The 13,583-nt window shown below is 52.7% G+C and carries 14 protein-coding genes; 3 read left to right on the top strand and 11 right to left on the bottom strand.

What is annotated here, in order from left to right:
* Nucleotides 1–104 precede the first annotated feature (104 nt).
* A complete protein-coding gene (locus tag J4728_RS01830) occupies nucleotides 105–1,070 on the top strand; it encodes a L,D-transpeptidase family protein (protein ID WP_208210989.1) in 966 nt (321 codons plus the stop codon).
* A 96-nt stretch (nucleotides 1,071–1,166) separates the two neighbouring features.
* Here J4728_RS01830 and bhsA read toward each other — a convergent pair whose 3' ends face one another.
* Nucleotides 1,167–1,424 (bottom strand): multiple stress resistance protein BhsA, encoded by a 258-nt coding sequence (bhsA, locus tag J4728_RS01825; protein WP_000800158.1) that lies wholly within the window; start codon nucleotides 1,422–1,424, stop codon nucleotides 1,167–1,169.
* A 241-nt stretch (nucleotides 1,425–1,665) separates the two neighbouring features.
* On the opposite strand from bhsA, the gene comR reads away from it, so the two are divergent.
* Entirely contained in the window at nucleotides 1,666–2,301 is a 636-nt protein-coding gene (gene comR / locus J4728_RS01820) for a TetR family copper-responsive transcriptional repressor ComR (protein ID WP_000205986.1), read from the top strand.
* Nucleotides 2,302–2,374: 73 nt separating this feature from the next.
* On the opposite strand, the gene J4728_RS01815 is transcribed toward comR, so the two are convergent.
* From J4728_RS01815 to hinT, 8 genes are all read right to left on the bottom strand, one after another.
* Nucleotides 2,375–2,914 (bottom strand): glycine zipper 2TM domain-containing protein, encoded by a 540-nt coding sequence (locus tag J4728_RS01815; protein WP_001043449.1) that lies wholly within the window; start codon nucleotides 2,912–2,914, stop codon nucleotides 2,375–2,377.
* 176 nt (nucleotides 2,915–3,090) lie between these two features.
* Entirely contained in the window at nucleotides 3,091–4,395 is a 1,305-nt protein-coding gene (ndh, locus tag J4728_RS01810; protein WP_000211053.1) for an NADH-quinone dehydrogenase, read from the bottom strand.
* Between the two features lie 254 nt (nucleotides 4,396–4,649).
* A complete protein-coding gene (gene ycfP / locus J4728_RS01805; protein WP_094887588.1) occupies nucleotides 4,650–5,192 on the bottom strand; it encodes an alpha/beta hydrolase YcfP in 543 nt (180 codons plus the stop codon).
* A 24-nt stretch (nucleotides 5,193–5,216) separates the two neighbouring features.
* Nucleotides 5,217–6,242: a beta-N-acetylhexosaminidase gene (nagZ, locus tag J4728_RS01800; RefSeq protein WP_023243959.1), complete on the bottom strand. Its 1,026-nt coding sequence runs from the start codon at nucleotides 6,240–6,242 to the stop codon at nucleotides 5,217–5,219.
* Between the two features lie 10 nt (nucleotides 6,243–6,252).
* Nucleotides 6,253–7,077 carry a thiamine kinase gene (thiK, locus tag J4728_RS01795; protein WP_208210986.1) on the bottom strand — a complete coding sequence of 275 codons (825 nt, stop codon included), beginning with the start codon at nucleotides 7,075–7,077 and terminating at the stop codon, nucleotides 6,253–6,255.
* The gene (gene lpoB / locus J4728_RS01790) at nucleotides 7,058–7,696 is read right to left on the bottom strand and encodes a penicillin-binding protein activator LpoB (RefSeq protein WP_000164359.1); all 639 of its coding nucleotides are present in this window, start codon (nucleotides 7,694–7,696) and stop codon (nucleotides 7,058–7,060) included. Before lpoB ends, thiK begins: the two co-directional genes overlap by 20 nt.
* A 13-nt stretch (nucleotides 7,697–7,709) precedes the next feature.
* Complete coding sequence (locus J4728_RS01785; RefSeq protein ID WP_000589563.1) at nucleotides 7,710–8,084, bottom strand: YcfL family protein; 375 nt, start codon at nucleotides 8,082–8,084, stop codon at nucleotides 7,710–7,712.
* 2 nt (nucleotides 8,085–8,086) lie between these two features.
* Nucleotides 8,087–8,446, bottom strand: a complete 360-nt coding sequence (gene hinT / locus J4728_RS01780; RefSeq protein WP_001532068.1) for a purine nucleoside phosphoramidase — start codon at nucleotides 8,444–8,446, stop codon at nucleotides 8,087–8,089.
* Between the two features lie 341 nt (nucleotides 8,447–8,787).
* Here hinT and fhuE point away from each other — a divergent pair, with 341 nt between their 5' ends.
* Nucleotides 8,788–10,962, top strand: coding sequence for a ferric-rhodotorulic acid/ferric-coprogen receptor FhuE (gene fhuE, locus J4728_RS01775; RefSeq protein ID WP_208210983.1), 2,175 nt, complete (start codon nucleotides 8,788–8,790; stop codon nucleotides 10,960–10,962).
* Nucleotides 10,963–11,047: 85 nt separating this feature from the next.
* Here the strand turns inward: fhuE and ptsG are convergent, their stop codons facing one another.
* Entirely contained in the window at nucleotides 11,048–12,481 is a 1,434-nt protein-coding gene (ptsG, locus tag J4728_RS01770) for a PTS glucose transporter subunit IIBC (RefSeq protein WP_000475705.1), read from the bottom strand.
* A gap of 294 nt (nucleotides 12,482–12,775) precedes the next feature.
* A complete protein-coding gene (locus J4728_RS01765) occupies nucleotides 12,776–13,573 on the bottom strand; it encodes a metal-dependent hydrolase (protein ID WP_000480274.1) in 798 nt (265 codons plus the stop codon).
* Between the last annotated feature and the right edge of the window lie 10 nt (nucleotides 13,574–13,583).

The raw sequence follows: 13,583 nt of genomic DNA, 5'->3' as shown, positions 1-13,583 counted from the left end.
ACAAATTCTTTGCACTTCCCTGCAGTTCCAGACACAGCCAACCGCCATAATTCTTATTTCCTCTTTTATAAAAATAACCACATAATAATCATGGGTTTATTATAATGTTCAACAATACGCGACTCTCTCGCTGGTGGGCGTTGCTTGCGCTTACCGCGACCATCATGCTTGCCCTTCCCGCGCAGGCGAATACGTGGCCTCTTCCGCCCCCCGGCAGTCGACTGGTGGGAGAAAATAAATTCCATGTCGTTGAAGACGACGGCGGCTCGCTGGAGGCGATCGCCAAAAAATATAACGTGGGCTTTTTAGCCCTGTTACAGGCCAACCCCGGCATTGATCCTTACGTGCCACGCGCAGGCAGCGTGCTGACGATTCCGCTGCAAACGTTGCTACCGGACGCGCCACGTGAAGGGATCGTCATTAACCTCGCGGAATTACGGCTTTACTATTATCAACCGGGGAAAAATACGGTCACGGTCTACCCTATCGGGATTGGCCAACTGGGCGGCGATACCCTGACGCCAACGATGGTGACGACCATTTCGGATAAACGCGCCAATCCAACCTGGACGCCGACCGCCAATATTCGCGCCCGTTATAAAGCGCAAGGCATCGATCTCCCCGCCGTGGTGCCTGCCGGTCCCGATAACCCAATGGGGCATCACGCGATTCGTTTAGCGGCCTACGGCGGCGTCTATCTGTTACATGGCACGAATGCCGATTTTGGCATTGGTATGCGCGTCAGTTCCGGCTGTATCCGTCTGCGCGACGGTGATATAGAGACATTGTTCCGTCAGGTCACGCCGGGAACCAAAGTGAATATTATCAATACGCCGATTAAAGCCTCGGTGGAGCCAGGCGGCGTGCGACTGGTGGAAGTTCATCAGCCGCTGTCTAAAAATATAGGCGACGATCCACAGGTGCTGCCGATTGTGCTGAATGGCCCGATGCAGGCCTTTAAGGACTCGCCGCAGACCGATGCTGCGGTGATGGAACATGTTATGGAAGTGCGTTCCGGAATGCCGGTGGATGTAACCCGTCAATCAGAGGCGAAACCGCAGTCGCTGTAAGCGTGAATAGCTGACCGACAAAAAAGCCTCGCGATGCATCGCGAGGCTTTCTTTTTTTATTGTGGCAATCGCAGCGGCATTAATGAGGGTTAATGCTTACTTATAGATTACCGCCGTACCGTGAAGGGTATTCGGGCCGGTAACAGAGGTAATACGGAAAGACTTCGCCCCCATTTCCTCCGCTTTTTGCGCCAGCTGATCTTCCAGCGAGCCCAGATTCGTGCCGCCATTCGCGGAAATGGTGCCGAACTTCTGTTGACCTTCTGGCGTTGCCTGAACTTCAACGGCGGCGAAGCTGGCGAATGAGAGCGAACTCAGTACCGCAGCAGCGATGAGGGTTTTTACGTTTTTCATAGTGATGACCTTTAGCAGATGAATGGGTGTCGCAAGCATTAACTTAACGATCGATAAGTTAATCATAGATGTGATCTACATCACACGTCAACCTCTTTTTATAATGATCGTTATATAATTTATAAAGGTGTTATTTTTCATGTGAATAGAATTGATTTATTTTTCTAATGAATACTCTGGAGCCAGAAGTGGTTTGTTTTTATAATAGAGAGACCGCTCTTTAAACAGGTACAACGGCATCATGACAACGGATACCACGAGTTGCGCGAAGAAAAGCCGTGGCCGACCAAAAGTGTTCGACAGGGAAGCCGCGCTTGATAAGGCCATGACTCTCTTCTGGCAGCACGGCTATGAAGCAACTTCGCTTGCCGATCTCGTAGAGGCTACCGGGGCGAAAGCGCCTACTCTCTATGCGGAATTCACTAACAAAGAAGGATTATTTCGCGCTGTCCTGGATCGCTACATCACTCGCTTTGCCTCAAAGCACGAAGCCCAGCTCTTTTGTGAAGAGAAAAGCGTGGAATCGGCGCTGGAAGATTACTTCACAGAAATTGCCGCCTGCTTTACCAGTACAGACACGCCGGCTGGCTGCTTTATGATTAATACGTCCGCCACCCTCGCCGCCTCCTCGCGCGATATCGCCCGCACGGTAAAATCACGCCACGCCATGCAGGAACAGACGCTCATCCAGTTTCTGCGCCAACGTCAGGAGCGCGGTGAAATTCCGGCGCACTGTAACCCGCAGGCGCTCGCGGAATATATAAACTGTATTTTACAGGGAATGTCGATCAGCGCCCGTGAAGGAGCCACCTTCGAACAACTGATGCAAATTACGCGTACGACTCTGCGCATCTGGCCTGAACTACTCAAGTCCTGAACGACGCGGCTTCGGATAAAAAAAGCCCCTCAGCCTGAGCGAATGAGGGGCTAACTTGCAGAGTACAGCTTTTTTATGCTTTGTTATTCAGAACCAGTTGGCCATTGCCGTCGAGGGGAATTTGCGTTCCGGGGTCTTTATCCATGCGGATTTTGCCCTGCTGATCGCCAATTTTGTAGGTCACGTCGTAGCCAAGCATCTTTTCAGATTTGTCATACACCGTCTTACAGCGTTGCTGCGTGGTAGTGTAAGTATCACTTTCCTGCATTGACCCCTGGATTTGATTGCCAGCATAACCGCCGCCCAGCGCCCCGACGACCGTCGCCACATCTTTACCACGACCGCCGCCAAATTGATGTCCAATCACGCCGCCTGCTACTGCGCCAAGCACCGAGCCGGCAATACGGTTTTCGTCCTGAACCGGTCTGCGATGCGTGACCGTGACATTACGGCACTCCTGACGCGGCGTTTTTACCGTCTCTTTAATCGGTTTAGCCGATATCACCTGCGCATATTGCGGACCACGATCAAATACGTTGAGACTGGCCACTGCCGCCACACCCAGCGCAGCCGCTACGCCAATCCCTATACCCGCCAACATTGATTTATTCACGGGAGTTCCTCCTTCGTTGCTATTGGTAACAATTTTGCAACCAGTATGCGAACAAAGCCAATCGGAATGAGGATGAAAAATGCGGGATGAGGCGGTAAAGCTGAAGGATTCGGACAACTCCGAAGCAAGTGATGGAGAAGCGCTCACCGGCGAGCAGCCGGTGAGGCGCAGAGAAATTAATGCAGTTTCAGGCGCGGACGAATGACGCGGTTAATACTGCCCACCAGCATCATCAGGCCGGTTTTAAAGTATCCATGCAGCGCTATCTGGTGCATACGGTATAGCGAGATATACACGAAGCGGGCGATACGTCCTTCAATCATCATTGAACCGCGGGTCAGGTTCCCCATCAGACTACCCACGGTAGAGAAGTTGGACAGAGAGACCAGCGAACCATGATCTTTATACTGGTAAGCTTTCAGCGGTTTGCCATTCATCTGCGCCAGAATGTTATTCATCGCGCAGGTAGCCATCTGATGCGCCGCCTGAGCGCGAGGCGGCACAAAACCTCCTTCCGGACGTGCGCAGGAAGCGCAGTCGCCAATCGCATAAATATCAGGATCGCGCGTGGTTTGCAGCGTCGGTTCCACCACCAGTTGGTTAATGCGGTTCGTTTCCAGACCACCAATTTCTTTCATAAAATCTGGCGCTTTGATACCCGCCGCCCACACCATCAGATCGGCCTGAATATATTCACCTTCTTTCGTATGCAGACCGCCTTCGTCGGCGCTGGTGACCATAGTTTGCGTCAGCACGCGAACGCCCAGTTTGGTCAGTTCATTATGCGCGGCGCTGGAGATACGCGGCGGCAACGCAGGCAGAATACGCTCGCCAGCCTCAACCAACGTCACGTTCAGCGCGTCGTTGGTCAGCCCCTTATAACCATAGCTATGCAGCTGTTTTACCGCATTATGCAGTTCAGCCGACAGCTCAACCCCCGTCGCACCGCCGCCAACGATGGCGATATTGACCTTACCGTTCGCGCCCAGATTAGCCGAATACTTGAGGAACAGGTTCAGCATCTCCTGGTGAAAACGGCGCGCCTGATGCGGGTTATCGAGGAAGATACAGTGCTCTTTCACGCCCGGCGTGTTGAAATCATTAGAGGTGCTGCCCAGCGCCATCACCAGCGTGTCATACGCGATTTTGCGCTCCGGCACCAGCAGTTCGCCCTTTTCATCACGCAACTCGGCAATGGTGATGGTCTTCGCTTCGCGATCGATATCCATCACCGACCCCAGCTGGAACTGGAAACCATGATTACGCGCATGAGCCAGATAGCTCAGCGCATCCACGCCTTCGTCCAGAGAGCCAGTCGCCACTTCGTGCAGCAATGGTTTCCACAGATGGCTGTGATTTCTGTCTACCAGCGTGATTTTCGCTTTTTTCTTGCGCCCCAGTTTATGGCCTAACTGCGTCGCCATTTCCAGCCCGCCAGCGCCGCCGCCGACAATCACGATCTTTTTTAATGGTGTAGTCAACGTGACCCCCTTAAATTTATTAACCAATTGTTAATTAAAAGTTATTAGTATAGCCTTTAATTAACAACAAGTTACGTTAATGAGAATAAGCTTCTGATATGAGAATAGCATGAACGGTGCATTGGTCATACCAAAATTGATGTGCATCAAGTTTTCATGCTGAAAAGATAGACAGCTTGCGAGAATTGAGCATAAAAAAACCAGCCGCAAGGCTGGTTATCCGGTCACTGATAACGCCATATTGCCGGATGGCGTTATCCCAGCGTTTTAAACGCTTTGATACGTTGCAAATGCGGCGAAATATTTTTGAATTTGTGAGTCTGTTCCTCATCCCACACAATTTCATAATACGGGTGAAGCGCTTGCGCTGAGCGTTGGCTGTCCAGCGCTTCGTCATGACGCGAGAGGATCACCAGACAACGATCGCGATTTTTTTCGCGAAAGTTGGTCACGCACTTTGTAGCGATGTCCGCATATTCTTCCGGGCGATCGATTTTCCCCTCCATGTTTTCATAGGGGAACAGGTTCGGGTTAAAAACCACCTGACGGATATCGCACAAAAAGCCAATCCGCTCCGCCCAGTAACCGCCCAGCCCCACGCCACAGATTAAAGGGCGCTCGTCCACATTCAACTGCAACATTTTGTCCACTTCTTTCAGCAGATGCTGCATATCGTGCTTAGGATGCTGCGTACTGTAGCTTACCAGCCGAACATCCGGGTCGATAAACTGTAATTGCAACACTTTTTCATGGTTGCCCGGACTATTTGAATCAAAACCGTGTAAATAAATAATCATCTGGCACCCTCACGAAAACTCGAGTTAATGACCTGCTTTTTCTTCCTGCCAGCGTTCATGTAACTGGTTGAGCTGGGCGCTGGCTGTTTTCCAGCGTGCTGAGTCCATGAGCTCCCAGCGTGAAAATGAACCTTTATGATACAAACGTGTAACACGCTCTGCTTTGATCGGCGACAGATTATCCAGCACGCTGACTGCGCCTTTACGATTATTGCAGACCAGAATCATATCGCAACCCGCATCCAGCGACGCCTGAGCGCGCTCAGCATAGCTGCCCATAATCGCCGCGCCCTCCATCGACAGATCGTCGGAGAAAATGACGCCGTCAAAGCCTAACTCCTGACGCAGCACCGTTTTCAGCCAGTACGGCGAACCGCTTGCCGGGCGTGGATCGATAGCGCGGTAGATCACGTGGGCAGGCATAATCGCATCCAGTTTATTCTCGCTAATCAGCGTGCGGAACACCGACATATCTTTGCCACGGATGTCCGTTTCAGGACGTGGATCGCACGGCGTCTCTTTGTGGGAGTCCGCCGTGACCGCGCCGTGGCCGGGGAAATGCTTACCGGTCGTTTTCATCCCGGCGTCATGCATGCCGTCAATAAAGCGCGTTGCCATTGCCAACGCTTTTGCGGGATCGGCATGATAAGAACGCTCGCCAATTGCCGCGCTGATATGCCCGACGTCCAGCACTGGCGCAAAACTGATATCAATATCCATCGCGATCATTTCGCTGGCCATCAGCCACCCTGCCTCCTGCGCCAGTCGTCCCCCCTCTTCCAGCCCATGCAGCGCAAAAAAAGATTGCGCCGCGGGCAGGCGGGTAAACCCTTCACGGAAACGCTGTACGCGCCCGCCTTCCTGATCGACGGCCACCACCAGATGGTTACGCGATGCCGCCCGAATCTGGCGCACTAATTCGCGCAACTGTTCCGGGTCATGGTAATTACGCGTGAACAGAATAAGCCCGCCAACCAGCGGATGCGCCAGTATCTCGCGCTCCTCCGCATCCAGCTCACATCCTTCGACATTCAACATTACTGGGCCCACACTGCTCTCCTTATCCTTTCATACGTAGCTGGCGCCAGGTTTCATCGGCCAGCCTGATAAATTGTTGCTCGCCGGTTTGTCGCCAGCGGTATTCGAACCACCCTGCTTTTAGCATAATGACCCAAGGGTGCCATAATCGTATCTGTCGCCATAGCTGCCGGGCGTCGATTCGCGCGCGCGCGGCATAAGCGTCTGCCAGTTGTCGGTGCTGGCGTTCATCCTCAACCCATACTGCCGCCAGCTCCAACGCAATATCGCCGTCGCCGGCATACTCCCAGTCAATCAGTCTCAACCCAGCGGTCGTTAATACTATATTGTCGCCATGGACATCCATATGCAAAGGCGCGAGCCGCACCGGGCGAGGTTCACCGTTTTTTTGCAACTGTTTGAGCCGCCGCAACCAAAACGGCGTACGCCTTGCCGGATCGCAACACGACCAGTACTGCGCCAATAGTGGCGATAGCGCGATACGCCAGCCAAAACGCGGCTGTTGATGCAAATGATACAGTAAGGCCGCCAGTTCGTCGGCATCTGGCAGAGCGGAATTTACCACACCATGCAGATATTCTACCGCCATCCAGCCCGGCGTATAAAAAAGCGCTCGCGGCGCCAGACTGGCCGGCAATTGGGATAAGGCGCGGTGATGACGTAAAAAATGGGCTGGTGGAGCGTCGGGGTCGTGATGACGGCGCAGCACGATACGGTGAGTATCGTGAGCAATAATACAGCTCCCGCCGCTTAGCCCCTGCGATGCGGCGACGGCGGGACGATACTGGGGAAAATAGCGCGACAGGATCTCGTCGCGCGTTAAGGGATTATTGTTGTTGGACCGCACCTTTACCTGACCAGATTATCTCGCCAGTTTGCACCAGCATTAACTGCATCTGTAATGCAGGCGCGTTAACGTTACCGGATGCGCTGGAGTAAAGTACATATTGCGCCCCGACATTGCGCGCAATGCCAATAGCTTTACTGCGCGTTCCCAGACTATCCTGCGGAGACAACCCTAACTGCTGTTTTGCCATCGAGAGTTGCTGTACGGAGACCAGCGTAAATTTACCGTTGTTCGCCAGCGCATTACGTAACGTTTCCGTTGCCTCGTTCGCATTTAACGACCCATTCGTCCGGTTATTCACGCTGTCGACAAGCAATACGCTTCCGGCCGTCACGCCATCAGCCTGCAACATTTTGCTGACCAGCGGTTGCATCGCGCCGTTCCAGTCATAGTGGCGCACCTTAGGCGCTGGCTGGCCCGTTTGATCTTCATGTTCGATCGGCCCCGGTTGCTGTGGAATGGTTGGCACAGACGGCACAACAGGAGGCTGTGGCGGCTGCGCGGGTTGTTCTGGCGCTGGTTTTACCTCTTCAACTGGCGCAGGTTGACGTTGCGCCATACACCCGGAGAGAAATATCGCCAGCGCAGCAATGGCAGCGTAGCGATGCATTTTTGTCATCAAAATTCACTCCTCACAAATAAAGATAAAGCCTGACCTTATGCGCCCCCAGATAATTGGCGCTGCCAAATAGCGTTACCGACGAACGCGCGGGTATGGTTACGCTACGCGGCGCCTCCAGCGGATGCATCTCCAGCCCCCGCGCGTCATACCAGTAAAACCGATAATGAACGGTTATGGGCTCTTGCCTTTCGTTATAGACGCGGGAAGAGGCTGATGGCTGGATATCAGACGCCGTCAGCTCAGGCGGCTCTGCGGTCACGCCCGCCGCCAGAACCGTGGACTCCATCACCAGCGACTGCGCGTCGCTTACCGGAATTTCAGGGTGTGACCGGCAGCCGGTAAGCAGCAGCAAGCCCAGAGAAACCGCGATGCATCCTTTGATCATACTTACAAGCCTTTATGCGCCAGCATCGGGCCTAGCGGCCGCCCGCCCAGTAGGTGCATATGGATATGATAAACCTCCTGGCCCCCATGACGGTTGGTATTCATGATTAAACGATACCCATCTTCGGCAATGCCTTCCTGTTCGGCGATTTTCGCCGCCACGGTGATCATCCGACCTAACGCCTGTTCATGTTCCGCCGTCACGTCATTGACGGTTGGGATCAGAATATTGGGAATAATCAAGATATGCGTCGGCGCCTGCGGTGAAATATCACGAAAGGCGGTGACCAGCTCATCCTGATAAACGATATCCGAAGGGATTTCACGACGAATAATTTTGCTGAATATAGTTTCTTCTGCCACGACGTTTTCCTTTTTCATAATAGCCCTTGCAGCGCACATGCTACGCCGAGCCATACTGCGAGTATAGAGTATGAGCGAGTTACCGACGCTCTTTCAACTTTAACCCACGATATATTAAGCGAAAAATGACTACATGCTGGACTTACCGCCATATCCCCCTGCCATGACGCCTTTGTACGCTTAAAAAATATTTCTAGTTTCCCTGGTTATACCGTTTTACACATTTAATACAAATGCGTATATTTCTCATTTGCATTTTTATACACATTAACTAGCAAAGAATGAAAAGGTTCAACGTCATACGTCCTGAACTTACCCCAATAACAAGCAAGGATTTTCAGATGTCTTTCATTCAATACCGCCGGGACAAACACCTTCCGTCCTCCGCCGCACCGTCGCTGTTAGCTATGGGTATGGCGATGGCATTTATGCCTGCCGCCTTCGCGGCTGAGGATACCGTTATTGTCGAAGGCGCGACGACCGCTGACGCCGTAAACCGCGAAGAACAGGATTACAGCGTGAAAACGACCGCAGCGGGCACCAAAATGCCGATGACTCAGCGCGATATCCCGCAGTCGGTCAGTATTGTCAGCCAGCAGCGTATGGAAGACCAGCAGTTGCAAACCCTGGGCGAAGTGATGACCAATACGCTAGGGATCAGCGGAAGCCAGGCTGACTCCGATCGCATCAGCTATTACTCGCGCGGGTTTGAAATTGACAACTATATGGTTAACGGTATTCCAACGTATTTTGAGTCCCGCTGGAATCTGGGCGATGCGCTAACGGATACCGCGCTGTATGAGCGCGTGGAGGTGGTTCGCGGCGCGAATGGGCTGATGACCGGAACCGGCAATCCTTCGGCCTCAATTAATATGATCCGTAAACACGCCACCAGTCGGGAGTTCAAAGGTAACGTCTCCACAGAATACGGTAGCTGGAATAAGCAGCGTTACGTCATGGATCTGCAAAGTCCGCTCACCGCAGACGGCAATGTCCGTGGGCGCATCGTGGCGGGTTATCAGAATAATGATTCCTGGCTGGACCGCTATAACAGTGAGAAAGCGTTCTTTTCCGGAATTGTCGATGCCGATCTGGGTGCAACCACCAGCCTTTCAGCCGGTTATGAATATCAAAAAATTGATGTCAACAGCCCGACCTGGGGCGGTCTGCCGCGCTGGAACACCGATGGCAGCAAAAATAGCTATGACCGCGCGCGTAGTACCGCCCCGGACTGGGCTTATAACAATAAAGAGATAAATAAATTCTTCGTCACGCTTAAGCAGCGTTTTGCCGAAAGCTGGCAGGCGACCCTGAATGCGACCCATACTGAGGTCAAATTCGACAGTAAAATGATGTATATCGATGCGTTAGTGGATAAAGAGACAGGTACGCTGGTGAGTCCTTATGGCGCAAGCTACCCCGTGGTCGGCGGTACGGGCTGGAACAGCGGCAAGCGCAAAGTAGATGCCATAGATCTCTTTGCCGATGGCGCTTATGAGCTGTTTGGCCGCCAGCACAATATGATGTTTGGCGGCAGTTATAGTAAGCAGAATAACCGCTATTTTAGCGCCTGGGCGAACGTCTTTCCGGACGACATTGGCAACTTCAGCGCCTTTAACGGTAATTTCCCCCAAACCCACTGGGCGCCACAAAATCTGGCGCAGGACGATACCACGCATATGAAATCGCTGTATGCCGCTACGCGCATTTCGCTGGCCGACCCGCTGCATCTGATTCTTGGCGCTCGTTATACCAACTGGCGTGTTGATACACTGACCTACAGCATGGAGAAAAACCATACCACGCCGTATGCCGGGCTGATTTATGATATCAACGACAACTGGTCCGCTTATGCCAGTTATACCTCTATCTTTCAGCCGCAGAATAAACGCGACAAAGCGGGTCAATATCTGGCTCCGATTACCGGTAATAACTATGAAGCGGGCCTGAAGTCCGACTGGATGAACAGTCGCCTCACCACCACGTTGTCCGTGTTCCGCATTGAGCAGGATAACGTCGCTCAGGCAACCACTATTCCCATCCCTGGCAGTAATGGGGAGTTTGCCTGGAAGTCTACTGACGGAACGGTGAGCAAAGGCGTCGAATTTGAAGTAAACGGCGCAATTACCGATAACTGGCAGATGACTTTCGGGGCTACCCGGTATGTTGCCGAGGACAATGAAGGTAACGCCGTGAACCCTAATCTTCCGCGCACCAGCGTGAAGTTATTCACCCGCTATCGTCTGCCAGCGATACCGGAGCTGACGGTCGGCGGCGGCGTGAACTGGCAGAATCGGGTTTACAAAGATACCACGACGCCGTACGGCACTTTCCGCGCCGAACAGGGCAGCTATGCGCTGGTCGATCTGTTTACCCGTTATCAGGTGACGAAAAATTTCTCCGTACAGGGAAACATCAACAACCTGTTCGATAAAACCTACGACACCAATATTGATGGTTCCATTGTTTACGGCGCGCCGCGTAACGTCAGCCTCACCGCCAATTATCAGTTCTGACAGACTGTCGGAGAGCGGCATGTAAAGCGCCATTAAAAAAAGGCAGCCGAATGGCTGCCTTAATTCTCCCCAACATCATTACTGCTTAGCTGTTACGGATGTACTCATCCATTTCCGTTTTCAGGTTATCGGATTTCGTACCGAAAATAGCCTGAACGCCGGAGCCCGCGACGACAACGCCTGCCGCGCCCAGTTTCTTCAGGCCAGCCTGATCCACTTTCGCTACATCGGCTACGCTCACGCGCAGACGCGTGATACAGGCATCCAGGTTAGTGATGTTCTCTTTACCGCCAAACGCCGCAACCAAAGCCGGCGCCATTTCGCTGGTCGCGCCCGCTTTTGCGTCATCAGTAGTGTCTTCACGACCCGGCGTTTTCAGATCCAGCGCTTTGATCAACACGCGGAACACGGTGTAGTACACAATCGCATAACCGGCACCAACAATCGGGAACAGCCACAATTTGCTGCTGTTACCGGACAGCACGATAAAGTCAATCAGACCGTGGGAGAATGACGTACCGTCACGCATCCCCAGCAGGATACAGATCGGGAATGCCAGACCTGCCAGAATCGCGTGAATAATGTACAGGATCGGCGCCACGAACATGAAGGAGAACTCGATAGGCTCGGTAATACCCGTCAAAAACGAGGTCAGCGCGGCGGAAATCATGATACCGCCCACTTTTGCGCGGTTTTCCGGTTTAGCAGAGTGCCAGATAGCAATGGCCGCAGCCGGCAGACCGTACATTTTGAACAGGAAGCCGCCAGACAACATACCCGCCGTCGGGTCGCCCGCCATATAGCGCGGAATGTCGCCGTGGAATACCTGACCCGCTGCGTTGGTGTATTCGCCGATCTGCATCTGGAAAGGAACGTTCCAGATATGATGCAGACCAAACGGCACCAGGCAACGCTCGATAAAACCGTAAATACCAAACGCGACAACCGGATTCTGATAAGCCGCCCACTGCGAGAACGCCTGGATAGCCGTACCGATTGGCGGCCATACGAAAGACAGCACCACACCGGTAAAAATAGCGGCCAGACCCGAAATGATCGGCACGAAGCGTTTGCCCGCAAAGAAGCCCAGATACTCAGGCAGTTTGATACGGTAGAAGCGGTTAAACATATACGCTGCGATCGCACCGGAGATAATCCCCCCGAGAACACCCGTATCAGCAAGGTGTTTAGCGGCGATCTCTTCAGCAGGTAAATGCAGAACCAGCGGCGCAACCACAGCCATGGTTTTCACCATGATGCCATACGCTACTACCGCCGCCAGAGCCGAAACGCCGTCGTTGTTGGTGAAGCCCAACGCCACGCCGATAGCGAAAATCAGCGGCATATTGGCAAAAACAGATCCGCCCGCTTCTGCCATAACGTGCGATACAACGGCTGGCAGCCAGCTGAAGTTAGCGGAACCGACACCCAGCAGGATACCTGCGATAGGGAGTACGGATACCGGCAGCATCAGCGATTTACCGACCTTTTGCAGGTTAGCAAATGCATTCTTAAACATAATTGAGAGTGCTCCTGAGTATTTGTGCTTTTCTACGTTCTCACGCATTGGCGAGGGGGGAGAACCCCGCCGTGGACAGGACATCTAAGTGCCCTTTTATTTATTACACAGAGTAAAATAAATACGTCTGATTTTGTTTGACGGCTATCACGTTTCAGCGCCAGATAGCCTAAAAAGTATCACATTCTGCCAAAATGAGTTTCCGAATGTTTCCATAAGCTCGTTCACCGCCCCTTTTGTGGCGGTGAACTTTACGCGCTTTGCTTATTAATTACGAGCTTTAAAAAAACTCGTTTAACGGATTGATGACAGGCGAGACGCGTCAATATGGAACAGGCGAGCAAAGTTATCGGTGGTGATCTGCGCCAGTTCTTCAACGGCAACCCCTTTCAATACCGCCATATATTCTGCGACGTCGCGTACCATCGCAGGCTGGTTCTCTTTACCGCGATGCGGCACCGGCGCCAGATAAGGAGAATCGGTCTCGACTAATAACCGATCCAGCGGCACATAGCGCGCCGCATCACGCAACTGTTCAGCGTTACGGAACGTTACGATGCCGGAAAAAGAGATATAAAACCCCAGATCCAGCAATTTGCCGGCCGTTTCTCTGTCTTCTGTAAAACAGTGTAGTACGCCGCCGCAATCCGTCACTTTTTCTTCGCGCAGGATAGCCAGCGTATCGGCACGCGCGTCGCGAGTATGGACAATCACCGGTTTATGCAATTCGCGGCCAATCTGGATATGATGAATAAAAGACGCCTGCTGGCGGATTTTGGTCTCAGGCGTGTAAAAGTAATCAAGCCCGGTCTCGCCCATCGCCACCACATCGTCTTCTGCAGCAAGGAGGCGCAGTTCTTCTACGTCATATACTTCATCCTGATTTAACGGATGCACGCCGCAGGAAAAGACCACATTATCGCGCTTGCCCACCAGCTCGCGCATATGGCGATACCCCGGCAGCGTCGTCGCCACCGCTAAACAGAACTTCACATCGCGCGCGGCGGCTTTCGCCAGCACATCGTCCACGTCCTTATGCAAAGATTGATAATCCAGACCATCAAGATGGCAGTGTGAGTCGACTAAAAACATAATGTCTCTC

Origin of the sequence: Salmonella sp. 32070601201500089SM, from assembly GCF_017573605.1 — a bacterium.
GTDB lineage: Bacteria > Pseudomonadota > Gammaproteobacteria > Enterobacterales > Enterobacteriaceae > Salmonella > Salmonella enterica.
The sequence above is the reverse complement of the archived record's forward strand: the minus strand, read 5'-3'. Positions and strand labels throughout refer to the sequence as shown.